Origin of the sequence: Sphingomonas phoenicis (assembly GCF_047238005.1) — a bacterium.
Classification (GTDB): domain Bacteria; phylum Pseudomonadota; class Alphaproteobacteria; order Sphingomonadales; family Sphingomonadaceae; genus Sphingomonas.
The window spans coordinates 2,270,921-2,292,500 of sequence record NZ_JBDFMC010000002.1; the positions used below are offsets into that span (position 1 = coordinate 2,270,921).

Sequence of the window (21,580 nt, forward strand, 5' to 3'; positions counted from 1 at the left end):
GAGGGGACGGGAGCGGGGCGTCAGGCGAACCGGTCGCGCAGGTCGAGCATGGCGAGTGCGGCCTTCGCCGCCTCGCCGCCCTTGTCCTTTTCGGTCGGTCGGGCGCGGGTGAGCGCCTGCGCCTCGTTCTCGGTGGTCAGGATACCGTTGCCGATCGCCAGCCCGTCCATGGTCAGCGCCATGATGCCGCGCGCACTTTCGCCCGCGACGATCTCGAAATGCCAGGTCTCGCCGCGGATCACGACGCCCAGCGCGACGAACGCGTCGTAGCGCTCCGCCGCCAGCGCGATCGCGCCGGGCACCTCGAGCGCGCCGGGGACGGTGACCGTCTCGTGGGTATGGCCCGCCGCCTCGATCGCGGCGCGGGCGCCCTGGAGCAGCAGGTCGTTCAAATGGTCGTAGAAGCGTGCCTCGACGATCAGGACGTTGGCCATCAGATATCCTCGATACGGCGTTCGCCGACCACCGACAGGCCATAGCCGTCGAGGCCGACCAGCGTGTGGTGGGTGTTGGTGAGCAGGACCATGTCGTGGACGCCGAGTTCGGCGAGGATCATCGCGCCGACGCCGTAGTCGCGCAGTTCCTCCATCGGCACCTCCACCTTCTCGCCGGCCTGGGCGCGGACGGCGGTGGTGAAGGCGTCGGCGCGCTGGCGGTTGATCAGGACGATGACGCCCGACCCCTCTGCCGCGATCATCTCCATCGATCGCTGGAGGATGCGCCCGCGCGAGCTGTCCTCGCCGAACACGTCGGCGAAGGGGGAAAGGGCGTGCATGCGCACCAGCACCGGCTGCGTCACGTCGAGCCGGCCCTTGACCAGCGCCACCTGTTCGGTGCCGGTGGCGGTGTTGCGATAGGCGCGGACCGACCATTCGCCACCCCAGCGGCTGGTGAAGCGCGATTCTGATTCGAGCGCGACCAGATGGTCGTGGCGGCGGCGATAGGCGATCAGGTCGCGGATCGTGCCGATCTTCAGCCCGTGCAGCTGCGCGAAGGCGATCAGGTCGTCGAGGCGGGCCATCGTCCCGTCCTCGTTCATCACCTCGCAGATGACGCCGGCGGGGTTGAGCCCGGCGAGGCGCGAGACATCGACCGCCGCCTCGGTATGGCCGGCGCGGACCAGCACGCCGCCGTCCTTGGCGATCAGCGGAAAGACATGGCCGGGCGTGACGATGTCGGCGCGGGTCTTGGTCGAATCGATCGCCACCGCGACAGTGCGGGCACGATCGGCGGCGGAGATGCCGGTCGTCACCCCCTCCCGCGCCTCGATCGAGACGGTGAAGGCGGTCTCGTGACGGGTGCCGTTGTTGCGGCTCATCAGGTCGAGGCCGAGTTCGTCGACGCGCGCCTTCGCCAGCGCCAGGCAGATCAGGCCGCGGCCGTGGCGGGCCATGAAGTTGATCTTCTCCGGCGTCGCCATCTGCGCGGGGATCACCAGATCGCCCTCGTTCTCGCGATCCTCGTCGTCGACGAGCAGGAACATGCGGCCGTTCCGCGCCTCGTCGATGATCTCCTCGGGCGGGGACAGGAAGGCGTGGCGCAGGCGCGCGACGTCGGTGCTGGTATCAGGCAGCGGGGCGGGCACGATATTGCTCCATCCGTTGGAGGTAGCGGGCAAGGACGTCGATCTCGATGTTGACGGTGTCGCCCGCGGCGATGGCGCCCAGCGTGGTCGCCGACTGGGTGTGGGGAATGACGTTGACGCCGAACCGCGTCGCATCGGCCGCATCGTCGACCGTGTTGACGGTCAGCGAGACGCCGTCGATCGTCACCGATCCCTTGGCCGCGACGAAGGGGGCGAGCGCGGCGGGCAGGGTGAAGGCGATGCGGTGCGAGTCGCCGTCCGGCACGACATCGGTGACGGTGGCGACGCCGTCGACATGGCCGGTGACGATGTGGCCGCCCAGTTCGTCGCCCAGCTTCAGCGCGCGTTCGAGATTGAGGGCGCGACCCTCCCGCCACTGGTCGGCGGTGCGGCTGACCGTCTCGGCGGAGACGTCGACGGCGAACCAGCCGGGCCCCTTGTCGACGACGGTCAGGCAGACGCCCGAACAGGCGATCGAGGCGCCCAGATCGACCCCGGCGGTGTCGTAGGCGGTGCCGATCGTCACGCGCGCGTCGCCGCGATGCTCGACCGAGCGGATGGTGCCTATATCGCTGACGATGCCGGTGAACATGGCGGCTCCTTATCCCGGGCGCGCTCGTAGACCTCCAGCCGGTCGCTGCCAAGCCGACGGGCGTCGACCAGGTTCCAGCGGCCATGCGCGTCGGCGAGGCTGGTGAGGCCAATGTCGCCCAGCGCGGGCACGCCGCCGCCGATCAGGATCGGCGCGCGGTAGAGGAGCAGCCGGTCGACGAGGTCGGCAGCGAGGAAGGCGGCGGCGGTGGCGGCGCCCCCCTCCACCAGCAGATGATCGGCGGGAAGGGTAGCGATGGCGGCTGGCGCGGGGATGGCGGTCCACCCTCCACCCTCGTCGCCGGGGAGACGGGATGTGGTGAGGACGACGCGCATCGGGCTGCGATCCCCGAGCCCGGGCAGGCGCACGTCGAGGCGGGGGGCGTCCGCCGCCAGCGTGCCGCGGCCGACCAGGATCGCCTCGTGCCGGGCACGTTCGAGATGGGCGTGGGCGCGCGCCTCCGCGCCGGTGATCCAGCGGCTCTCGCCATCGGCGCGGGCGATGGCGCCGTCGAGCGAGGTGGCGAGCTTCAGCGTGACGAAGGGGCGGCCGGCCGACCGGCGGGTCAGGAAGCCGGCGATCGCACGCCGCACCGCCGCTTCCTCCACGCCGGTCGTCACCGCGATGCCCGCATCGGCCAGGCGGGCGAGCCCGGCACCGGCGGTGCGCGGATCGGGATCGACGATCGCCGCGACCACCCGCGCGACCCCGGCGGCGACCAGCAGGTCGCTGCACGCGGGGCCGCGGGTCGAGCGATGGGCGCAGGGCTCGAGGGTGACGTAGCAAGTTGCGCCGCGCGACTTGGCACCGGCCTGTTCCAGCGCCTCCGCCTCCGCATGGGGGCGACCGCCGGGCCGGGTCCAGCCGCGGCCCACGACGCGGCCGTCCGCCACCAGGACGCAGCCGACATTGGGATTGGGCGCGGTGCGGCCGCGGGTCCGCTCCGCCAGCGCCAGCGCGGTATGCATCCACCGCGCGTCAGACATGACGCGCGTCAGAGACCCCAGCGCGACATGGCATCGTCGAGCTTCTTGAACCCCGCCTGCTTCTTCTCGCGCGCGGCACGGTCCTCAGCCAGCCGCTTCGCCTTAATCGGCGCGTCGATCGCCTGTTGCGCGCGGATCTGGGCGTCGGTGCGGTCGGCGTTCCACTGTTCGACATAGACGATGTCGCGCTTGTAGGTCGGCTCGACCGCGCTGTCCTTGGCGAAGGCGTAGATGAAGAAGGTGGTGATCGCCATCGCGGCGACCAGGAACACCAGCTCGTACGGCTCGCGCCCGGCAAGGAACAGGCGGAGATCCCGGTACGCGCGCAGTGGCGACATGCGGCCGAAGAAGTTCATGGAGAAGGAAATAGGCGCTCGGCGGGGGGAGCGCCAGTGGGGGTGGCGCGCGTGACGACCGTCATCCGCGCGAAGGCGGGGATCCAGAGGCACTGGCGGTTGAGCGCCATAGCTGCCGTTCGCGTATCTGGATTCCCGCCTTCGCGGGACTGGCGGACGGAAGGGGCGGCAGGCGGGTCAGCTGTCGAGCACGAACCTGACCGTCATCGTCCGCCATGCCTCTTGCGGCACGCCGTCGCGGGTGCCGGGGCGGAAGCGCCAGCGGGAGAGGGCCTGACGCTCGGTGGCGCGGAAGAAGGCGTCGCTGGCGGCGGCGACGCGCTCGACCTGCTTCACGCGGCCGTCGATGCCGATCAGCACGCGGACGGTGACGGTGCCGGTATTGCCCAGCCGCTGTTCGGACGGCGGATAGGCGGGCTGGAAGACATCGGCATAGCGCGGGTCGATGCCGGGGGCGACGATCACCGGCAGGGCGGGCGGCGGAACGGGAATGTCGACCGGGGCGGTGCCGGTGCCGCCGGCCGTGCCGCCGCCGGCGGGCTGGTCGGGGATCGGGGGCAGGGGCTGGAGGGTCCAGGTGTCGGTGGGGGGCAGCGGGATCGGCGGTACGGGGGCGTCGATGCGCGGCTGGGTCTTCGCCTCGACCCGGGGTGCGGGATCGGGCGGCGGCACCGGATCGAGCGGGATGCGATAGGTTTCCAGCGGCTCGTCCGGCGCGGGCGGAGCGGTGACCAGCGGTGCCGCGACCATCAGGGCGCCGATCACCGCAACGTTGATCCCGATCGCGGCGGCAAGGCCGGTGGGACTGAACCGGCGATCGCCGGCGTATCGATCCGCGTACATATACCCGTCTCCTCTGCATGAGTGAGCGAGTCGGCCGTTTCGCAACCGTGATGCTACGCTTTCCGTAGGGGAAGGCAAGCGGACGATGCGGCTATGCCGTGCGCAGTCTTTCGAGCGCGCGCTCGCGCCCGATCAGGGGGAGGAGCGCGGCCATGTCGGGCCCGTGATCGAGCCCGGTCAGCGCGCGGCGGAGCGGCAGGAACAGCGGCTTGCCCTTGCGCCCGGTCCGCTCCTTCAGCGCGGTGGTGAGGGCGTGCCACGGGTCGGCCGTCCAGTCGATCGCGGCGGCGGCGTCGGCGGCCTGCGCCAGATAGGCGACGTCATCGGCGGCGGGAGCGGGAGCGGCGACGGGGCCTTCGATCACCTGCCACCATGACGCCGCGTCGGCGACCGTCGACAGGTTGGGGCGCACCGCCGCCCATTCCGCCGGACCCATGCCGGCGGGCAGGCGGTCCGCGACGGCGGCGTGGGGCAGCAGGTGGAGGATGCGGGCGTTGAGTTGCGCCAGTTCCGCCTCGTCGAAGCGGGCCGGGGCGCGGCCGAAGCGGGCGAAGTCGAACCCGGCGACGAGCGCGCCGGCATCGACCAGCGGCTCGACCGGATCGCTTGTGCCGATGCGGGCGAGGAGCGCGCGGACGGCGGCGGGCTCGATCCCGATGTCGCGGAAGTGATCGACGCCGAGCGAGCCGAGGCGTTTGGACAGCTTCCCCTCCGCGCCGGTCAGCAGCGCGGTGTGGGCGAAGGCGGGCGGGGAGGCGCCCATCGCCGCGAACATCTGGAGCTGGAGCGCGGTGTTCGAGACATGGTCCTCGCCGCGGACGACATGGGTGATGGCAAGGTCGATATCGTCGATCGCGGAGGGGAGCATGTACAGCCACGATCCGTCGGCGCGGCGGACGACGGGGTCGCTCATGGTGGCGGGATCGAAGGATTGCGGCCCGCGGATCAGGTCGTCCCAGGCGAGCGGCGCGTCGTGATCGAGGCGGAAGCGCCAGTGCGGGCCGACGCCCTCCGCCGCCAGCGCGGCTCGCTGCGCATCGGAGAGCGACAGGGCGGCGCGATCATAGACCGGGGGCAGGCCGCGGCCGAGCAGCACCTTGCGCTTCAGGTCGAGTTCCTGCGCGCTCTCCCAGGCGGGATAGAGGCGGCCGTCGGCGACCAGCTGGTCGAAGCGCCGCTGGTAGAGGGCGAAGCGTTCGGACTGGCGGAACACCGCGTCCGGTGCCAGCCCCAGCCAGTCGAGATCGTGGCGGATCGCATCGACGAAGCGTTCCTCGCTCCGCTCGGCATCGGTGTCGTCGATGCGCAGGACGAAGCGGCCGCCGCCCTTCTGCGCCCACAACCAGTTGTGGAGCGCCGCCCGGATATTGCCGACGTGCAGCCGGCCGGTCGGCGAGGGGGCGAAGCGGGTGGTGATCATGCGGTGAACCCCTAGGGGGCCGCAGCCCCTTCCGCTACCCGGCCCCGCCGCCTAAGGACCGCCGCGACGCGGGGAGTCACATCAATGAAACTGATTACCGGTAATTCGAACCTGCCGCTCGCACGCGCGATCGCCGGCTATCTCGAAAGTCCGCTGACCGACGCGCTGGTCCGCCGCTTCGCCGACGAGGAGATCTTCGTCGAGATCCAGGAGAACGTCCGCGGCGAGGACGTGTTCGTGATCCAGTCGACCGGCTATCCCGCCAACGACAACCTGATGGAATTGCTGATCATCATCGACGCGCTGAAGCGGGCGTCGGCGCGGCGGATCACCGCGGTGATCCCGTATATGGGCTATGCCCGGCAGGACCGGAAACCGGGCCCGCGCACGCCGATCTCGGCCAAGCTGGTCGCCAACCTGATCACCGTCGCCGGCGCGGACCGGGTGCTGTCGGTGGACCTGCATGCCGGGCAGATCCAGGGCTTCTTCGATATTCCGACCGACAACCTCTATGCCGCACCGGTGATGTCGGCGGACATCCTGGCCCGATTCCGCGACCGCAACCTGATGGTGGTGTCCCCCGACGTCGGCGGCGTGGTGCGTGCGCGGCAGCTGGCCAAGCGACTCGACAACGCGCCGCTGGCGATCGTCGACAAGCGGCGCGAGCGGGCGGGCGAATCGGAGGTGATGAACATCATCGGCGACGTCGAGGGCCGGTTCTGCGTGCTGATCGACGACATCGTCGATTCGGCCGGCACGCTGTGCAACGCGGCGGCGGCACTGCGCGAGGCGGGGGCGGAGGACGTCGTCGCCTATGTCACCCACGGCGTGCTGTCGGGCGGGGCGGTGGCGCGGGTCGCGGGATCGGCGCTGCGCGAACTGGTGATCACCGATTCGCTCGGCAATCACGAGGCGATCGGCACGACCGACAAGATCCGCCACCTCCCGATCGCGCCGCTGCTGGGCGAGGCGATCAAGCGGATCGCGGACGAGACGAGTGTGTCGAGCCTGTTCGACTGACGGCCGGGCGCCGCTCAGACGGTCCCCTGCGCCGCCATCGCCAGCATGTGCTCGTGCACCGCCGGATGCAGCGGGCGGGCGAAGGCGCAGCCATAGTGGTAGCGGTCGCGCCAGGCGACCACCGCCTCGATCGGGGCGAGGCCGGGCAGCGTCAGCCAGACGATCGTGCCGGGATAGAGGGTGAAGCTGGTCGCCGCCTTGAACCCGGTCGACGACAGGTCGGTCACGTCGAGGTCGAAGCGGGTCTGACCACGGTCGCGGAGATGGGCGTGCATGCGGACCGGACGTCGCGCGGTGTCACGGCGGTCCGCGGTGGCGGCGGGCGCCGCGACGGGGGTGAAGGGCGGGGCGAAGACCGGGCGTTCCATGCCCGGGACCATGGCGGATAATGGTTAACGCGGGGTTGAGGCCTCGCGGTGGGAGCGGCTGGGCGCGCGGACGCCGGCGCGCGAGCGGCGCTTCAGCTCGGCCTTCAGATCCTCGGGCTTCGGCGCGACGAGAAAGCCGAACGAGACGTTGCCCTCTTTCGTCTCGACGACGTGGTGCAGCCGGTGCGCCTGGACGATCCGCTTCATGTAGCGCGATTTCGGCAGGTAGCGGGTCGGGATGCGCTGATGGACGATGATGTCGTGGAAGCCGAAATAGATCGCGCCATAGGCGGCGACGCCGGCGCCGATCCACGCGAAGCCCGGCCACCAGCCGAGCTGCAGCGCCCCGAAGATCAGGACGAACGACGGGACCGCGAAGATCACTGCGTAGAGGTCGTTCCATTCCCAGTTGCCGGGCCGTGCGCGGTGGTGACTGGCGTGGAGGAACCAGCCCGGTCCATGCATGATCCAGCGGTGCGCGGCATAGGCGAAGCCTTCCATGCCGATCACGGTCAGGGTGAAGATCAGGGCGCCGACAGGCCAGGTCATCGTATTTCCAATATTGCGTCGCGTTCGCAACAGAGTTTTCGCGTGCCCGACCGCCGAGGGTGGATTCGCGTGCCCGCCTGTGCGAAGGGCGGATCATCCCGATAGCATCATAAGGCGAGGCCGCCCATGAACATCCACGAATATCAGGCAAAGGAATTGCTGGCCAAGTTCGGCGTGCCCGTTCCCGCCGGTTTTGCCGCCATGTCGGTGGAGGAGGCGGTCGAGGCCTCGAAGAAGCTGCCCGGACCGCTCTATGTCGTCAAGGCGCAAATCCATGCCGGCGGCCGCGGCAAGGGCAAGTTCAAGGAACTGGGCCCCGATGCCAAGGGCGGCGTGCGGCTGGCCAAGACCGAGGACGAGGTCCGCGCGGCGGCGACCGACATGCTGGGCAACACTCTGGTGACGATCCAGACCGGCGATGCGGGCAAGCAGGTCAACCGCCTGTACATGACCGACGGCGTCGACATCGCCAAGGAATTCTACCTCGCGCTGCTCGTCAACCGCGCGACCGGCCGCATCTCGATGGTCGCCTCGACCGAGGGCGGCATGGATATCGAGACGGTGGCGCACGACAGCCCCGAGAAGATCCATTCAATCGACATCGATCCCGCCACCGGCTTCCAGGGCCATCACGGCCGCGCCGTCGCGGCTGCGCTGGAGCTGAAGGGCGATCTGGCCAAGCAGGCGGCGAACGTCGCATCGAAGCTGTACGACGCGTTCCTGGGCACCGATGCCGAGCAGATCGAGATCAACCCGCTCGCCGTCACCGAAGACGGCAAGCTGATGGTGCTCGACGCCAAGGTCGGCTTCGACGGCAACGCCATGTTCCGCCACAAGGACCTCGCCGCACTGCGCGACGAGACCGAGGAGGACTCGATGGAGCTGGAGGCGTCGAAGTACGACCTGGCGTACATCAAGCTGGACGGCGACATCGGCTGCATGGTGAACGGCGCCGGGCTGGCCATGGCGACGATGGACATCATCAAGCTGAACGGGATGTTCCCGGCCAACTTCCTCGACGTGGGCGGCGGCGCCAACAAGGAGAAGGTGACCGCGGCGTTCAAGATCATCCTGTCCGATCCCGCGGTGAAGGGCATCCTGGTCAACATCTTCGGCGGCATCATGCGCTGCGACATCATCGCCGACGGCATCGTCGCGGCGGCGAAGGAAGTGAACCTGTCGGTGCCGCTGGTCGTCCGGCTGGAGGGTACCAACGTCGAGAAGGGTAAGGACATCCTGGCCAACAGCGGCCTGGCGATCGTGCCCGCCAACGATCTGGGCGACGCCGCCCGCAAGATCGTCGCCGAGGTGCAGAAGGCCGCCTGAGCCGATCCGGGCATGGATGGCGCCGGTCCGAATCGGGCCGACCGACATTTCCAGCGGGGCTCGGGCGGAAACGTCCGGGCCCCGCTTCGTTGTGGCGATATGGCATAGCATCGTTGCCGCTACGGCAACCTCGGCCAACCATACCGGACTTGCGAAAACCGCCGTTTCGCGCCTAGTGACGACGCGAAGCGGCTACGATGAGCGAAATCGAGAGGAGCCCCGATGAAGGTGCTGGTGCCGGTCAAGCGCGTGCTTGACTACAACGTGAAGCCCCGCGTGAAGGCGGACGGATCGGGCGTCGATCTGGCCAACGTCAAGATGTCGATGAACCCGTTCGACGAGATCGCCGTCGAGGAGGCGATCCGGCTGAAGGATCGTGCCGGCGTGACCGAGATCGTCGTCGTGTCGATCGGCGAGCAGAAGGCGCAGGAGACGATCCGCACCGCGCTGGCGATGGGTGCCGATCGCGGTATCCTGGTCGTCAGCGAGACGCGGGTCGAGCCGCTGGGCGTCGCCAAGATCCTGGCGAAGATCGTCGAGGAGGAGCAGCCGCAGCTGGTGATCCTGGGCAAGCAGGCGATCGACGACGACAACAACCAGACCGGGCAGATGCTGGCCGGGCTGCTCGGCTGGGCGCAGGGCACCTTCGCCTCGAAGGTCGAGATATCGGGCGACACCGCCACGGTGACGCGCGAGGTCGACGGCGGGCTGGAGACCGATGCGCTGAAGCTGCCGGCGATCGTGACGACCGACCTGCGGCTGAACGAGCCGCGCTATGCCTCGCTGCCCAACATCATGAAGGCCAAGTCGAAGCCGCTGGCGCAGAAGACGGCGGCCGATTTCGGCGTCGACGTGACGCCGCGGGTCACCACGCTGAAGGTCGCCGAGCCGAACAAGCGGTCGGCGGGCGTGAAAGTGGCCGATGTCGACGAGCTGGTCATGAAGCTGAAGGCGATGGGAGTGGCGAAGTGAAGACGCTGGTCTGGGTCGAGCATGACGGTACGGCCGTCAAGGACGCCACGCTGGCGGCGGTGACCGCCGCGTCGCAGCTGGGCGAGGTGCATCTGCTGGTCGCGGGGCAAGGCGTGGGCGGCGTCGCCGAGGCGGCGGCGAAGATCGCCGGCGTCGGCAAGGTGCATGTCGCCGACGATGCGGCCTATGCCCATGCGCTGGCGGAGAATGTCGCGCCGCTGGTGGTCGAGTTGATGGGGCATCACGATGCCTTCGTCGCGCCGGCGACCACGACGGGCAAGAACATCGCGCCGCGCGTCGCGGCGCTGCTCGACGTGATGCAGATCTCTGAAGTGCTGTCGGTCGAGGGGCCGGACACGTTCACGCGGCCGATCTATGCCGGCAATGCGATCGCGACGGTGCAGACGTCGGACGCCAAGAAGGTCCTGACGATCCGCGGCACCGCGTTCGCGAAGGCGGCGGCCGAGGGTGGATCGGGGACGATCGAGGCGGTGGCGTCGACCGGCGACAAGGCGCTGTCGAGCTTCGCGGGATCGGAGATCGCGGCCAATGCGCGGCCGGAGCTGACGAGTGCCAAGATCATCGTGTCGGGCGGTCGCGCGCTGGGATCCGAGGAGCAGTTCCATGCGCTGATCGATCCGCTGGCCGATGCGCTGGGTGCGGGCGTCGGCGCATCGCGCGCGGCGGTGGACGCGGGCTATGCCCCCAACGATTATCAGGTCGGGCAGACGGGCAAGATCGTCGCACCGGAAGTCTATGTCGCGGTAGGCATTTCCGGTGCGATCCAGCATCTGGCGGGGATGAAGGATTCGAAGACGATCATCGCGATCAACAAGGACGAGGACGCACCGATCTTCCAGGTGGCCGACATCGGTCTGGTCGGCGACCTGTTCAAGGTGATCCCGGAGCTGACCGGAAAGCTGTAGCGAGCGAGGGGCGCGGCGAAGCTCTCGCTGCGCCCCGCGAGCCGGCCGGCGTCGCCCCGGCGACGTCCGACGTCATGGGACTTGCTCCCATGACAGCCACGCAGGGCCGAATCGCGATCGGTGTGCGTCACCGCCCGGCCAAGCACCTGCGGTAACGCCGTATCAGCCACTCCCGTCTATCCGCCCGTCATCCCGGACTTGATCCGGCTTCCCGCTATTCTCGTTTCACGGGCTTCGGCAGGAAAGCGGGACCCCGGCTCAGGGCCGGGGTGACGTGAGTGCATCGGGCGGCCTCTAGAGCGGTTTCCGACCATGTCGAACCATCGTCATCGCCCTGCGGGCGACGGCTGCGCGGCGGGTCGATTTCGGCCCGGGGCGGCGTTGCTCGTCGGTCACGATGCCCTGGCATCGCTCCTTCCTCGCGCCTTGCCCCGAACCGGAATCGCCGCCGTGCCGACGATCCGACATGGTCGGAAACCGCTCTAGTTCAAGTAGACGCGTCTCCGCCCTTTCGCCTACCCGGCCAGCGCCGTCCGCAACGCCTGCACGTCGCGGTTCAGGCGCTGGATGTCGGGCATCGACAGGCCGGACCGCTCGACCAGGCTGTCGGCGAGGCAGGTGCATTCCTCCTGCAGGGCGCGGCCGCTGTCGGTCAGGGCGACGCGAACCTGACGCTCGTCGTGCGCGTCGCGGGTCCGGGTGACGAAGCCGGCGACCTCGAGCCGCTTGACCAGCGGCGTGACCGTGCTCGATTCCAGCGACAGACGGGCAGCGATGCCGCCGACGGTGCGATCGTCGTCATCCCACAGCGCGCCCAGGACCAGGAACTGCGGATAGGTGATGCCGAGCCGGTCGAGCATCGGCTTGTACAGGCGATTGATCGCGAGACTGGCTGCGTAGAGCGAGAAGCAGAGCTGGCGATCGAGGGGCAGGGGTGCAGTCATCGACGATCCTTATCGCGATACTATTTCGGCTGGACAAGCGTCCGTTCGCTACCTAAATAGGTATTGCGATAAACAATACAGCGATAAGGAAAACGCAATGGCCGTCGACGTCAAGTACCGCACCAGCGCCTATGCCACCGGTGGCCGCGACGGCCATGCCGCGGTGGAGGGCGGCGGGTTCCAGGTGGATCTGGCGACCCCGCGCGAGCTGGGCGGTGCGGGCGGCGAGGGGGCGAACCCGGAGCAGCTGTTCGCCGCCGGCTATTCGGCCTGCTTCGTCGGCGCGATGAAGGCGGTGGCGCCGTCCTTGCAGCTGAAGGTGCCCGCCGATGCGAAGGTGACGGCGCAGGTCGGCATCGGTCCCCGGTCCGAGGGCGGGTTCGGCATCACCGCCGACCTGACCGTCGACCTGCCGGGGCTGGACCGCGCCGATGCCGAGCGGCTGGTCGAGGCGGCGCATCAGGTGTGCCCCTATTCGAACGCGACGCGCGGCAATGTCGATGTCGGCCTGACCGTCGCCTGAGTTTCCCGGTTACCTGGCGCGACCTCCCCGCCGCCGGGTGATCCGCACGGGTCGGCCTCCCTCCGCCGGCCCGTGCGTCGATCCTGCCGTTCAGGCGGGACGCTTGTAATAGACGAACGCGAACCAGCGCGCCGCCTCCTCCCACCCCTCCCGCGCGATGATCGCCGGGTCGAGCGGGCCGGCGGACCGGCGATGCGCCCAGGGGCGGTCGGTCTGGCGGAAGAGCAGCCGCGTCGCATCGACGCCGGTCAGCTCGCGGCCCGCCGCGCCCTCTCGATCCAGCCATTCCTCCTCGGTCGCGGTGCCGGTGCCGGGTACGACGACGATGGTGCCGAACGGTGCCGATCCGCCGCGGTCGCGGCCGAAACGCTGTTGCGCGGCCTGTTTGCTGATCCCGATCAGATCGCCGATATCGCCCCAGCCCATGCCGGCGCGGCGCCCCGCCTCCACCCAGCTGGCAAGCGCGGCCCTCGCCTCGTCCGCCGCGACCTGTGCGGCCTCGATCAGGGGGCGGTACTGGCGGAGCTGGTCGCCGGTGAAGCGGCCGAGCTCCTCCTCGATGAAGGCGAGCGGCAGCTGGGCGGCGCGGTGGCGGAGCCTGGTCTCTAGTTCGGGTGGCATCCGGAGGTCGTAGAAGTCAGCCTGGTTGACGGTCAACCGAACGTTGACCGTCAACCGGTTTGTCCGACAGACGCAGCACCAGATAACCGCTGATCGCCGCGAGGATCGAGCCGGCGAGTACGCCCAGCTTCACCTCGTCGGCAAGGACCGGATCGGCGGGGAAGGCGAGCTGTCCGATGAAGAGGCTCATCGTGAAGCCGATGCCGGCGAGCAGCGCGACGCCGTAGACCTGGCGCCAGGGCGCACCGCCCGGTCGGCCGGCGAGGCCGAAGCGCTCGGCCAGCCAGATCGCGCCGAACACGCCCACCTGCTTGCCGACGAACAGCCCGGCCGCGATCGCCAGGACGAGCGGATGGGTAAGCGTGTCGAGCGACACGCCCGTCACCGCGACGCCGGCATTGGCGAAGGCGAACAGCGGCACGATCGCATAGGCGACCCATGGATGCAGCGCATGTTCGAGCCGATGGAGCGGCGACGCGGCGTCGTCCGGCGTACCGGGCGAAAGGGTGAGCGGGATGGTGAAGGCGGCGAGCACGCCGGCGACGGTCGCATGCACGCCCGAGACGAACATCAGATACCAGAGCAGGACGAAGCCGAGCAGATACGGCGCGAGCCGGACGACGCCGTGGCGGTTCATCGCGGTCATTGCCGCCAGCACGCCCGCCGCGGCGGCCAGCGCCCCCCAGTCGATATGGGCCGTGTAGGCGAGCGCGATGATGGCGACCGCGCCCATGTCGTCGACGATCGCGACCGCGGTCAGGAAGATCTTCAATGCCGGCTTCACCCGCGATCCGAGCAGCGCGAGGATGCCGACGGCGAAGGCGATATCGGTCGCCGCCGGAATCGCCCAGCCGCGGGTGAGCCCGGGCGTGCCGCCGGCGATCGCGAGATAGAGGCAGGCGGGCACCGCCATGCCGGCGGCGGCGGCGAGGAATGGCAGGGTGCGCCGGGCGGGCCGGGCGAGCCCGCCATCGATCAGCTCGCGCTTGATCTCCAGCCCGACGAGCAGGAAGAACACCGCCATCAAGGCGTCGTTGATCCAGAGGTGCGCGGTCATCGGCCCGTGGGCGGGGCTGATGACCGGCCCGGTCCGCCAGTGCAGGAACGCGTCGTAGAGGCCCCGCGTCGCAGGCAGGTTGGCGGCGAGCATCGCGGCGAGCGCGGCGGCGATCAGGACGATGCCGCCCGACGCCTCGCTATTCAGGAAATCGCGCAGCGCCGATAGCGGACGAACACGCACCAGCCGCCGCAAGCCCATCACGTCCGGGCGAGGGCGTCGGCGATCAGCGCGCGCGAGTTGGCGATGCCGTACAGCTTGATGAAGCTGCCCATGCGGGGGCCCTGCGACGAGCCGAGCAGGGTTTCGTAGAGCGCCCGGAACCAGTCGCGCAGCTCGGCGAAGCCACCCGTCTTGCCGATCTCGTAGACGATGTTCTGGATGTCCTCGGCCGGTGCGTCGGCGGGCAGGGCGGCGAGTTCGGCGTCGAGGCGGCGGAGCGCGTCGACCTCCACGCCCTCCGGCGCGCGGCGGTGCAGCGTCGGCGCGACGAAATCGCGGGCATAGGCCAGCGCGTGGCCGATCAGCCGGTCCAGCGCCGGGTAGCGCGCCGGATCGGCATCGGGAACATAGTTGGCGAGATAGCCCCAGACCTGCTCCTTCGACGCCTCCCCCATCACGCCGACGAGGTTGAGGAGCAGGCCGAAGGTGACCGGCAGCGCCTCTTCGGGGACCTTGCCGTCATGGATGTGATGGACGGGGTTGCCGAGCCGCTGCTTCACGTCCTGGCCGGCGTAGTTGCCGCGGAACTGCCAGTATTCGTCGACCGCGCGGGGAATGACGCCCATGTGCAGCTGCTTGGCCTTTTTCGGTTCGCGATAGGCGAAGAAAGCGAGCGATTCCTGCGGGCCATAGGTCAGCCACTCGTCGATCGAGAGGCCGTTGCCCTTCGACTTCGAGATCTTCTGGCCGTGTTCGTCGAGGAACATCTCGTAATTGAACCCCTCGGGCGGACGGGTGCCGAGGACGCGGGCGATCTTGCCCGACTGGATGACCGAATCGATCAGGTCCTTGCCCGCCATCTCGTAATCGACGCCGAGCGCGACCCAGCGCATCGCCCAGTCGACCTTCCACTGCAGCTTCGACAGGCCGCCGAGCGCGGACTGCTCGATCCGCTGGCCGTCCTCGTCGGTGAAGGCGATGGTGCCGGCGTCCGCGTCGACCACCTCGACCGGGACCTGCAGGACGACGCCGCTGGTCGGCGAGATCGGCAGGACCGGCGAGTAGGTCGCGGCGCGCTCCGCCCGCAACGTCGGCAGCATCACCGCCTGGATCGCGTCGAAATGGCGCAGCACCAGCCGCAGCGCGTCGTCGAACCGGCCGCCGGTGTAGTAATCGGTCGACGAGGCGAATTCGTAATCGAAGCCGTACTGGTCGAGGAAGCTGCGCAGCCGGGCGTTATTGTGCGCGGCGAAGCTGTCGTGCGTGCCAAACGGATCGGGGATGCGGGTGAGCGGCTTGCCGAGGTGCTGGCGCAGCATGTCGCCGTTCGGCACGTTGTCGGGCACCTTGCGCAGCCCGTCCATGTCGTCGCTGAACGCGATCAGCCGGGTCGGCTGGTCGGACAGGGCGTGGAAGGCGTTGCGGACCATCGTCGTCCGCAGCACCTCGTTGAAGGTGCCGATGTGCGGCAGGCCCGACGGTCCGTAGCCGGTTTCGAACAGGATCGGCGCGGGGCGGCCGTCCACCGCAGGCTTGCCGGCCGGATAGCGGGCGAGGAGCTTGCGTGCCTCCTCGTACGGCCAGGCCTTGGACTCGAGGGCGGCGGTGCGCAGATCGGTATCGGTCATGATGGTGGCATCTGGCGCTTTAGCGGGCGCGACGCAAATGCTATGGGTCGGGGATGAACATGCTGGCCCCCGCAGAGCCGCAGCCGTTCAAGCTGCGCATCGAAGATTTCGAGTTGCTCGACCGTGCAGGCGCGTTCGAGGGCGCGAAGGTGGAGATGATCGAGGGAGTGGTGGTCGCCGTGAATGCCGAGATGCTGCCCCATACCCGGTTGAAGGCCGAACTGATGTTCCGCTTTCGGCTGGCATTGCGGGCACTCGGGTCGCGATACGACGCTTTCGTCGAGCCGAGCCTGTCGCTGCCGCCGCACAACATGCCCGAGCCCGACATATTGATCGCGCGCGCCGATGCGACCGGCGCCTATTTCGGCCTGCACGATGCGGCGTTGGTGGTCGAGATCGGTGCGACGTCGCTGCGCGGTGACCTGGGGGTCAAGAAGCGGATGTATGCCGCACAGGGACTGCCCGAATATTGGGTAGTCGATGTGGCGCGGCGGGAGGTCCATCAGTTCTGGACGCCGGCGGGAAGCGACTATGCCGATACCCGGCTGGTGGCGCTGGACGGCGAGTTGCGCAGCGCGACGGTGGCGGAGCTGGCGATCGACGGTGCGGGGATCGTCTGAGGCGCGAAGGACCACCGGGTCATCGCGCCGGACGATCCCCGGTCCCGATCAGGAGCGTTCCAGCAGGTCCAGTTCGCGGTTGCGCGCTGTGTTCAGCTTGTCCAGCCTGGCCTGCAACCCGGCGATGCTGGCGGGGGTGAGGCGTCCGCCATCGGCCGCCTGCTGCTTCAACGCCGTCTTGCGCAGTCGAGCGAGGCCGTAGCGGTAATCCTGCTCGATGAGCGCGCGCGAGATGAAGACCGTCGGACCGAGGCGCGAATCGGTGCGCGGCGTCGTGACGGGAAGCGCGCCGGTCGCCAGCGCGACCGCGCTCGATTGAGCAGCAGCGGGTACGGCCGCCATCATCAGGGCAGTCCCGCCGATCAACACCATGTAGCGCATGACATATCCTTCTTTCGAAGCGATAATCCGCGAAGGTAGAACGCTTCGTCCATAGCAGCAACAGCGATCGGGGCGGATGGTTGCGCCGGTTCGGGGCGCCCGCTTGTCGAAAGCGACAGGGTGTATAAGGCCGTCGTTCCCACATCGGCCATGGCGTTCCCTGCCCGTTCCGCCCTACATGGCGGACGTGCTGCCCTACCCCGCCCTTCACGCCAGCCACGGCGGCATCTGGATCGCGTCGGCCGACGGGACACGGCGTGTCGGACGGGGAGAGGCGATCCGGATAGCGGCGGAGACGCCGGTCATCCTGCTGAACGCGCCGCTGGTCGGGCAGCGGCTGGGCTATGCCGAGCTGTCGGGACTCGATCTGCTGGAGCTGTACGCGTTCCTGCATCCGGCACGGTTCGCGGTGCCGACGCCGGCCGGGCTGGCGCGCGCGGTCGACCTGTCGCCGCCCGGGCGCGACGACGATGTCGCGTCGTTCCTGCTGGAGGCGACGGCGGCGCTGCTGGCGGTGCCGGCGGGGGAGTGGGCCGAGCGCGAGGGGGCGTGGGCGGCGGTGCAGGCGCTGGGGCGGCTGCGCTGGTCGTGGGCACCGGTGGTGGGCCCGGCCATCGCGCGCCCACGGGTCGACGAGCGCTGGCTGTTCTCGAAATTGCCCGAGTGGGAGGAGAATGCGCCGCGCCCCGCGCCGCGGACGATCGAGATCGGGCCGGGCGAGGCGGAGGAGCGGCTGGCGCGGTTGACCGGCGGCGCGGCGGAGGAACGGCCCGGGCAGCGCGCCTATGCGACCGCCGCCAGCGCCGCGTTCGCGCCGCGCGCGATCCGCGAGGCGCCCAACATGGTGCTGGCCGAGGCGGGAACGGGGATCGGCAAGACGCTGGGCTATCTGGCGCCAGCCAGCCTGTGGTCCGAACGGGCCGGCGGCGCGGTGTGGATATCGACCTATACCAAGGCGCTGCAACGGCAGTTGGCCGCGGAGACGGTGCGGCTGTATCCCGATCCGGTGCTGCGGCGCGAGCGGGTGGTGACGCGCAAGGGCCGCGAGAATTACCTGTGCCTGCTGAACCTGGAGGATGCGTTACAGGGCGGATTCGCCGGGCGCGCGGCGGTGCTGGCGCAGCTGGTGGCGCGCTGGGCGGCGTTCAGCGCGGACGGCGACATGGTGGGCGGCGACCTGCCGGGCTGGCTGCCGACGCTGTTCCGGCGCAACGGGCCGGCGGCGCTGACCGACCGGCGCGGCGAGTGCGTGTATGCGGGCTGCCCGCACTATCGCAAATGCTTCATCGAGCGGGCGGCGCGGGCGAGCGCGGAGGCGGACATCGTGATCGCCAACCACGCGCTGGTGATGGTAAACGCGGCCCGCGGGCGCGAGGCGAACACGCGGCCGACCCGCTACGTGTTCGACGAGGGACACCATCTGTTCGACGCGGCGGACGCGATGTTCGGCGTCGCGCTGACCGGCGGCGAGACGATCGAGCTGCGCCGCTGGGTGCTGGGCCCGGAGGCGGGCGGGCGCGGGCGGCGGCGCGGGCTGGCGGCGCGGCTGTCGGACGTGGCGAGCTATGACGAGGGCGGCGCACGCGCGATCAGCGATGCGGTGCATGCGGCGCAGGGGCTGGCGGCGGAGGGATGGCTGGGCCGGCTGGCCGAGGGGCAGCCGTTCGGGCCGATCGAGACGCTGCTCGCGGCGGTGCGCGGGCTGACCTATGCCCGCGCCGAGCAGCCCGGCGACGCGGGATACGGGCTGGAGACCGAACTGGCGGAGCCGACCCCGGCGCTGATCGAGGCGGCGGCGCCGGCGGCGCATGCGCTCGACGCGCTGCTGCGCCCGCTCCACGCGCTGGGGCGGCGGCTGGAGGCGGTGCTGGCGGAGGCGCCGGACTGGCTGGACGCGGCGGCGCGGGCGCGGGTGGAGGGGGCGATCGCCTCGCTCGGCTGGCGCGCGGAGACGGTGGCGGCGTGGCTGGCGCTGCTGGCGCGGATCGGCGGACCGGTCGATCCGGAGGTGGTCGACTGGATGGCGGTCGACCGGGCGGAAGGGCGGGAATACGATGTCGGGCTGCATCGCCGCTGGCTGGATCCGACACGCCCTTTTGCCGAAGTGGTGCTGAAGCCGGCGCACGGCGTGCTGGTGACATCGGCGACGCTGACCGGGGGCGGCGGTGCGGGCGACGACGGCTGGCAGGTGGCGGAGGCGCGGACCGGCGCACCGCATCTGGCACGGGCCCCGGCGCGGTTCGCGGCGGAGAGCCCGTTCGACTATCCGGGCCAGTCCGAGGTGCTGATCGTGACCGACGTGAAGCGGGGCGATGCGGCGGCGCTGGCCAATGCCTATGCGCGGCTGATCGTGGCGGCGGGGGGCGGGACGCTGGGGCTGTTCACCGCGATCCGGCGGCTGCGCGCGGTGCACGGCCGGATCGCCGACCGGCTGGCGCGCGAGGGGCTGCCGCTGCATGCGCAGCATGTCGACCCGATCGACACGGGCACGCTCGTCGACATCTTTCGCGACGATCCCGCCGCCAGCCTGCTGGGCACCGACGCGCTGCGCGACGGGGTCGACGTGCCGGGCCGGTCGCTGAGGCTGGTGGTGATGGAGGGGGTGCCATGGCCGAAGCCGACGGTGCTGCATGCGGCGCGGCGGCTTGCCGCGGGTGGGTCGGCCTATGACGACCGGATCGTGCGCGCGCGGCTGGCGCAGGCGTTCGGGCGACTGATCCGGCGGGCCGACGACCAGGGCGCGTTCGTGCTGCTGTCGGCGGCGATGCCGTCGCGATTGCTGCCCGCCTTTCCGCCCGGCGTGCCGGTGGCGCGGGTGACGCTGGACGAGGCGGTGGCACGGGTGGCGGCGCGGCTGGCGCCCGCGCTTTCCTCCGGCGCGCGGATCGGGCATGGGGAGGGCCTGCCGCTCCCGACGGAGAATCCATGAAGACGCTGACGCTGCTGCGCCACGCCAAGTCCGGCTGGGACGACGAGGTCGCCCGCGATTTCGACCGGCCGCTGAACCCGAAGGGCAAGCGTGCCGCGCTGACCATGGGTCGGCACCTGCGCGACGGGACGGTCGCGTTCGACCATGTCGTCGCCAGCCCCGCCCTGCGCGTGGTCGAAACGCTGGCGGCGGTGGCGGAAGGATATGGCGCGCCGCTGGATCCGGCGTGGGACCGGGCGATCTACCTGGCCAGCGCGGCGACGCTGCTCGACCTGGTCCGCGACCTGCCGGACAGTGCCGGGCACGTGCTGATGGCGGGCCACAATCCGGGGATCGAGGAGCTGGTGCTGCTGCTGGTCGCCGACGAGAGCGGCGGCGACGCCCCGACGCTGCGCGATGCGGTGGAGGCGAAATACCCGACCGGGTCGCTCGCCGAGCTGACGCTGCCCGGGCGCTGGGCGGAGGCGGCGCGGGGCACGGCGACGCTGACCCGCTTCGTCCGCCCCCGCGACCTCGACCCCGCACTGGGGCCGGACGCGGACTGAACCGGCGGCGGCGGGCGCGTCAGTCGGCGATGCCGGCGAGATCGCGGGCGGCGGACTGCAGCGCCTCCTCGATCGTCGGGTGATACCAGGGCTGGTCGGCGAAATCGGCGACGCTGATCCCGCGATCGATGCCCAGCGCGACGAGGTGGCCGAGATGCTCGCCGCCATGCGCGACGATCGATGCGCCGATCAGCATGCCGTCGCCGTCGCCGTACAGGCGGACCAGCCCGGCCGCCTGCGCCTCCGCCGTGGCACGGCCGTTGTCGGCCATCGTCGAGCAACCGATCCCGCTCCCCTCCGGCAGATCGGCGAAGGCGCAGCCGACCTCGACCATGTTCGGCTCGGTAAAGGTCACCGCGAACCGGGGCAGGGGACGCGGCGCCTCGCCACCCGCCGCGACTTCGCCGGCGATGCGACCACCGCGCGCCGCCTCGTGCAGGACGGGCCGCCATGCGCCGGCATCGCCCGCGACGAAGATCGACGAGGTACCGCATCGGTGCGTTTCGCGATCGAACAGCGGCGTGCCGCGGTCGTCCAGCTCCAGCCCCGTCGCAGCGAGATCGAGCGTGTCGAGCGAGGGCGGGCGCCCGGTGGCGGCAAGGATCAGGTCGACGGTCACCTCTCCCTCGCCGGCGCCGGTCCAGCGCAGCCGCGCCTGCGATCCGGCCCGCTCCGCGGTGGCGGTCACGCCCAGGCGCAGGTCGAGCTCGCCGCCGATCGCCGCCACCGCCGCCTCGATCGCCGCGGGATCGCCGAGCCCGCCGATCGATTCGCCGTCGTCGATCAGGGTGACGGCGCAGCCGAGCCGGGCAAAGGCCTGGGCCAGCTCGACGCCGACGGGGCCGGCACCCAGCACCGCGAGGCGTGCGGGTAGCGCCTCGATCTCGAAGATCGTCTCATGGGTGCGGACCAGATCGCGGACCGAATCCAGCGTGTCGGGGATCAGCGGGGTGGCGCCGGTGGCGATCACGATCGCGCCGGCGCGGATCGCCTGATCGCCGACCGCCAGGGTATCCGCACCGGTGAAGCGCGCCACGCCGGCGATCCGCCGGTCGGCGGGGATCGCGTGGTAATCGTCGAGTACCGAGTCGACGAAGCGGTCGCGCTCCCCGCGCAGCCGGCGCAGCACGGCGGCGCCGTCGATCGTCGGCGACGCCTCGATCCCGAACACCGTCGCCCGGCGGGCCGCTTCGGCGGCGTTGGCGGCAGCGAGCAGCAGCTTCGACG

Annotated in this window: 23 protein-coding genes (1 of these 23 only partly in view); 8 read left to right on the forward strand and 15 right to left on the reverse strand. The window is 70.3% G+C overall.

Features of this window, described 5'->3' with window-relative positions:
* Positions 1-20 precede the first annotated feature (20 nt).
* The 7 genes from ribH to ABC319_RS12095 form a co-directional block, all read right to left on the reverse strand.
* On the reverse strand, positions 21-434 hold the full coding sequence (ribH, locus tag ABC319_RS12065) for a 6,7-dimethyl-8-ribityllumazine synthase (protein ID WP_413070467.1): 414 nt from the start codon (positions 432-434) through the stop codon (positions 21-23).
* On the reverse strand, positions 434-1,585 hold the full coding sequence (gene ribB / locus ABC319_RS12070) for a 3,4-dihydroxy-2-butanone-4-phosphate synthase (RefSeq protein WP_413070468.1): 1,152 nt from the start codon (positions 1,583-1,585) through the stop codon (positions 434-436). The genes ribH and ribB overlap by 1 nt, the downstream gene beginning before the upstream one ends.
* A complete protein-coding gene (locus tag ABC319_RS12075; protein ID WP_413070469.1) occupies positions 1,566-2,177 on the reverse strand; it encodes a riboflavin synthase in 612 nt (203 codons plus the stop codon). Before ABC319_RS12075 ends, ribB begins: the two co-directional genes overlap by 20 nt.
* On the reverse strand, positions 2,150-3,163 hold the full coding sequence (gene ribD / locus ABC319_RS12080; protein WP_413070470.1) for a bifunctional diaminohydroxyphosphoribosylaminopyrimidine deaminase/5-amino-6-(5-phosphoribosylamino)uracil reductase RibD: 1,014 nt from the start codon (positions 3,161-3,163) through the stop codon (positions 2,150-2,152). The genes ABC319_RS12075 and ribD overlap by 28 nt, the downstream gene beginning before the upstream one ends.
* A gap of 8 nt (positions 3,164-3,171) precedes the next feature.
* A complete protein-coding gene (locus ABC319_RS12085; protein ID WP_413070471.1) occupies positions 3,172-3,501 on the reverse strand; it encodes a hypothetical protein in 330 nt (109 codons plus the stop codon).
* Between the two features lie 195 nt (positions 3,502-3,696).
* Positions 3,697-4,362: an energy transducer TonB gene (locus ABC319_RS12090; protein WP_413070472.1), complete on the reverse strand. Its 666-nt coding sequence runs from the start codon at positions 4,360-4,362 to the stop codon at positions 3,697-3,699.
* Positions 4,363-4,453: 91 nt separating this feature from the next.
* Positions 4,454-5,782: a glutamate--tRNA ligase gene (locus ABC319_RS12095; protein WP_413070473.1), complete on the reverse strand. Its 1,329-nt coding sequence runs from the start codon at positions 5,780-5,782 to the stop codon at positions 4,454-4,456.
* Between the two features lie 84 nt (positions 5,783-5,866).
* Between ABC319_RS12095 and ABC319_RS12100 the strand changes: the two genes are divergently transcribed.
* On the forward strand, positions 5,867-6,802 hold the full coding sequence (locus tag ABC319_RS12100) for a ribose-phosphate pyrophosphokinase (protein WP_413070474.1): 936 nt from the start codon (positions 5,867-5,869) through the stop codon (positions 6,800-6,802).
* 14 nt (positions 6,803-6,816) lie between these two features.
* Here the strand turns inward: ABC319_RS12100 and ABC319_RS12105 are convergent, their stop codons facing one another.
* Positions 6,817-7,170: a PilZ domain-containing protein gene (locus ABC319_RS12105; RefSeq protein ID WP_413070475.1), complete on the reverse strand. Its 354-nt coding sequence runs from the start codon at positions 7,168-7,170 to the stop codon at positions 6,817-6,819.
* Positions 7,171-7,194: 24 nt separating this feature from the next.
* Positions 7,195-7,719: a sterol desaturase family protein gene (locus ABC319_RS12110; RefSeq protein ID WP_413070476.1), complete on the reverse strand. Its 525-nt coding sequence runs from the start codon at positions 7,717-7,719 to the stop codon at positions 7,195-7,197.
* Positions 7,720-7,845: 126 nt separating this feature from the next.
* On the opposite strand from ABC319_RS12110, the gene sucC reads away from it, so the two are divergent.
* The 3 genes from sucC (at position 7,846) to ABC319_RS12125 (ending at position 10,943) form a co-directional block, all read left to right on the forward strand.
* A complete protein-coding gene (gene sucC, locus ABC319_RS12115) occupies positions 7,846-9,045 on the forward strand; it encodes an ADP-forming succinate--CoA ligase subunit beta (protein WP_413070477.1) in 1,200 nt (399 codons plus the stop codon).
* 222 nt (positions 9,046-9,267) lie between these two features.
* Positions 9,268-10,017 (forward strand): electron transfer flavoprotein subunit beta/FixA family protein, encoded by a 750-nt coding sequence (locus ABC319_RS12120; protein ID WP_413070478.1) that lies wholly within the window; start codon positions 9,268-9,270, stop codon positions 10,015-10,017.
* A complete protein-coding gene (locus ABC319_RS12125) occupies positions 10,014-10,943 on the forward strand; it encodes an electron transfer flavoprotein subunit alpha/FixB family protein (RefSeq protein ID WP_413070479.1) in 930 nt (309 codons plus the stop codon). Before ABC319_RS12120 ends, ABC319_RS12125 begins: the two co-directional genes overlap by 4 nt.
* 515 nt (positions 10,944-11,458) lie before the next feature.
* Here ABC319_RS12125 and ABC319_RS12130 read toward each other — a convergent pair.
* Positions 11,459-11,887 (reverse strand): MarR family winged helix-turn-helix transcriptional regulator, encoded by a 429-nt coding sequence (locus tag ABC319_RS12130; RefSeq protein ID WP_413070480.1) that lies wholly within the window; start codon positions 11,885-11,887, stop codon positions 11,459-11,461.
* Positions 11,888-11,984: 97 nt separating this feature from the next.
* Between ABC319_RS12130 and ABC319_RS12135 the strand changes: the two genes are divergently transcribed.
* Positions 11,985-12,410, forward strand: coding sequence for an organic hydroperoxide resistance protein (locus ABC319_RS12135; protein WP_413070481.1), 426 nt, complete (start codon positions 11,985-11,987; stop codon positions 12,408-12,410).
* A gap of 90 nt (positions 12,411-12,500) precedes the next feature.
* Here the strand turns inward: ABC319_RS12135 and ABC319_RS12140 are convergent, their stop codons facing one another.
* The 3 genes from ABC319_RS12140 to ABC319_RS12150 are packed head-to-tail and all read right to left on the reverse strand — an operon-like array spanning position 12,501 to position 15,878.
* Complete coding sequence (locus tag ABC319_RS12140) at positions 12,501-13,085, reverse strand: hypothetical protein (RefSeq protein ID WP_413071764.1); 585 nt, start codon at positions 13,083-13,085, stop codon at positions 12,501-12,503.
* Complete coding sequence (gene nhaA, locus ABC319_RS12145; RefSeq protein WP_413071686.1) at positions 13,048-14,289, reverse strand: Na+/H+ antiporter NhaA; 1,242 nt, start codon at positions 14,287-14,289, stop codon at positions 13,048-13,050. The genes ABC319_RS12140 and nhaA overlap by 38 nt, the downstream gene beginning before the upstream one ends.
* Positions 14,289-15,878 carry a lysine--tRNA ligase gene (locus tag ABC319_RS12150; protein WP_413070482.1) on the reverse strand — a complete coding sequence of 530 codons (1,590 nt, stop codon included), beginning with the start codon at positions 15,876-15,878 and terminating at the stop codon, positions 14,289-14,291. Before ABC319_RS12150 ends, nhaA begins: the two co-directional genes overlap by 1 nt.
* A gap of 53 nt (positions 15,879-15,931) precedes the next feature.
* On the opposite strand from ABC319_RS12150, the gene ABC319_RS12155 reads away from it, so the two are divergent.
* Positions 15,932-16,498 carry a Uma2 family endonuclease gene (locus ABC319_RS12155; RefSeq protein ID WP_413070483.1) on the forward strand — a complete coding sequence of 189 codons (567 nt, stop codon included), beginning with the start codon at positions 15,932-15,934 and terminating at the stop codon, positions 16,496-16,498.
* Positions 16,499-16,546: 48 nt separating this feature from the next.
* On the opposite strand, the gene ABC319_RS12160 is transcribed toward ABC319_RS12155, so the two are convergent.
* Positions 16,547-16,879 (reverse strand): hypothetical protein, encoded by a 333-nt coding sequence (locus ABC319_RS12160; protein WP_413070484.1) that lies wholly within the window; start codon positions 16,877-16,879, stop codon positions 16,547-16,549.
* A 178-nt stretch (positions 16,880-17,057) separates the two neighbouring features.
* On the opposite strand from ABC319_RS12160, the gene ABC319_RS12165 reads away from it, so the two are divergent.
* The gene (locus tag ABC319_RS12165; protein ID WP_413070485.1) at positions 17,058-19,808 is read left to right on the forward strand and encodes an ATP-dependent DNA helicase; all 2,751 of its coding nucleotides are present in this window, start codon (positions 17,058-17,060) and stop codon (positions 19,806-19,808) included.
* Positions 19,805-20,353, forward strand: coding sequence for a SixA phosphatase family protein (locus ABC319_RS12170; RefSeq protein WP_413070486.1), 549 nt, complete (start codon positions 19,805-19,807; stop codon positions 20,351-20,353). The genes ABC319_RS12165 and ABC319_RS12170 overlap by 4 nt, the downstream gene beginning before the upstream one ends.
* Before the next feature lie 19 nt (positions 20,354-20,372).
* Here the strand turns inward: ABC319_RS12170 and ABC319_RS12175 are convergent, their stop codons facing one another.
* A protein-coding gene (locus ABC319_RS12175) for a dihydrolipoyl dehydrogenase (RefSeq protein ID WP_413070487.1) crosses the window boundary here: on the reverse strand, positions 20,373-21,580 show its 3' portion. Its footprint extends 217 nt past the window's final position; the window shows 1,208 of its 1,425 coding nt (coding positions 218-1,425); its start codon lies beyond the right edge, outside the window; it ends in the stop codon at positions 20,373-20,375.

Coding starts and splice junctions, on each gene's coding strand:
- ribH (WP_413070467.1), bottom strand. CDS start 434: ATGGCCAACGTCCTGATCGTCGAGGCACGCTTCTACGACCATTTGAAC.
- ABC319_RS12075 (WP_413070469.1), bottom strand. CDS start 2,177: ATGTTCACCGGCATCGTCAGCGATATAGGCACCATCCGCTCGGTCGAG.
- ribD (WP_413070470.1), bottom strand. CDS start 3,163: ATGTCTGACGCGCGGTGGATGCATACCGCGCTGGCGCTGGCGGAGCGG.
- ABC319_RS12085 (WP_413070471.1), bottom strand. CDS start 3,501: ATGTCGCCACTGCGCGCGTACCGGGATCTCCGCCTGTTCCTTGCCGGG.
- ABC319_RS12090 (WP_413070472.1), bottom strand. CDS start 4,362: ATGTACGCGGATCGATACGCCGGCGATCGCCGGTTCAGTCCCACCGGC.
- ABC319_RS12095 (WP_413070473.1), bottom strand. CDS start 5,782: ATGATCACCACCCGCTTCGCCCCCTCGCCGACCGGCCGGCTGCACGTC.
- ABC319_RS12100 (WP_413070474.1), top strand. CDS start 5,867: ATGAAACTGATTACCGGTAATTCGAACCTGCCGCTCGCACGCGCGATC.
- ABC319_RS12105 (WP_413070475.1), bottom strand. CDS start 7,170: ATGGAACGCCCGGTCTTCGCCCCGCCCTTCACCCCCGTCGCGGCGCCC.
- ABC319_RS12110 (WP_413070476.1), bottom strand. CDS start 7,719: ATGACCTGGCCTGTCGGCGCCCTGATCTTCACCCTGACCGTGATCGGC.
- sucC (WP_413070477.1), top strand. CDS start 7,846: ATGAACATCCACGAATATCAGGCAAAGGAATTGCTGGCCAAGTTCGGC.
- ABC319_RS12120 (WP_413070478.1), top strand. CDS start 9,268: ATGAAGGTGCTGGTGCCGGTCAAGCGCGTGCTTGACTACAACGTGAAG.
- ABC319_RS12130 (WP_413070480.1), bottom strand. CDS start 11,887: ATGACTGCACCCCTGCCCCTCGATCGCCAGCTCTGCTTCTCGCTCTAC.
- ABC319_RS12135 (WP_413070481.1), top strand. CDS start 11,985: ATGGCCGTCGACGTCAAGTACCGCACCAGCGCCTATGCCACCGGTGGC.
- nhaA (WP_413071686.1), bottom strand. CDS start 14,289: ATGGGCTTGCGGCGGCTGGTGCGTGTTCGTCCGCTATCGGCGCTGCGC.
- ABC319_RS12150 (WP_413070482.1), bottom strand. CDS start 15,878: ATGACCGATACCGATCTGCGCACCGCCGCCCTCGAGTCCAAGGCCTGG.
- ABC319_RS12155 (WP_413070483.1), top strand. CDS start 15,932: ATGAACATGCTGGCCCCCGCAGAGCCGCAGCCGTTCAAGCTGCGCATC.
- ABC319_RS12160 (WP_413070484.1), bottom strand. CDS start 16,879: ATGCGCTACATGGTGTTGATCGGCGGGACTGCCCTGATGATGGCGGCC.
- ABC319_RS12165 (WP_413070485.1), top strand. CDS start 17,058: ATGGCGGACGTGCTGCCCTACCCCGCCCTTCACGCCAGCCACGGCGGC.
- ABC319_RS12170 (WP_413070486.1), top strand. CDS start 19,805: ATGAAGACGCTGACGCTGCTGCGCCACGCCAAGTCCGGCTGGGACGAC.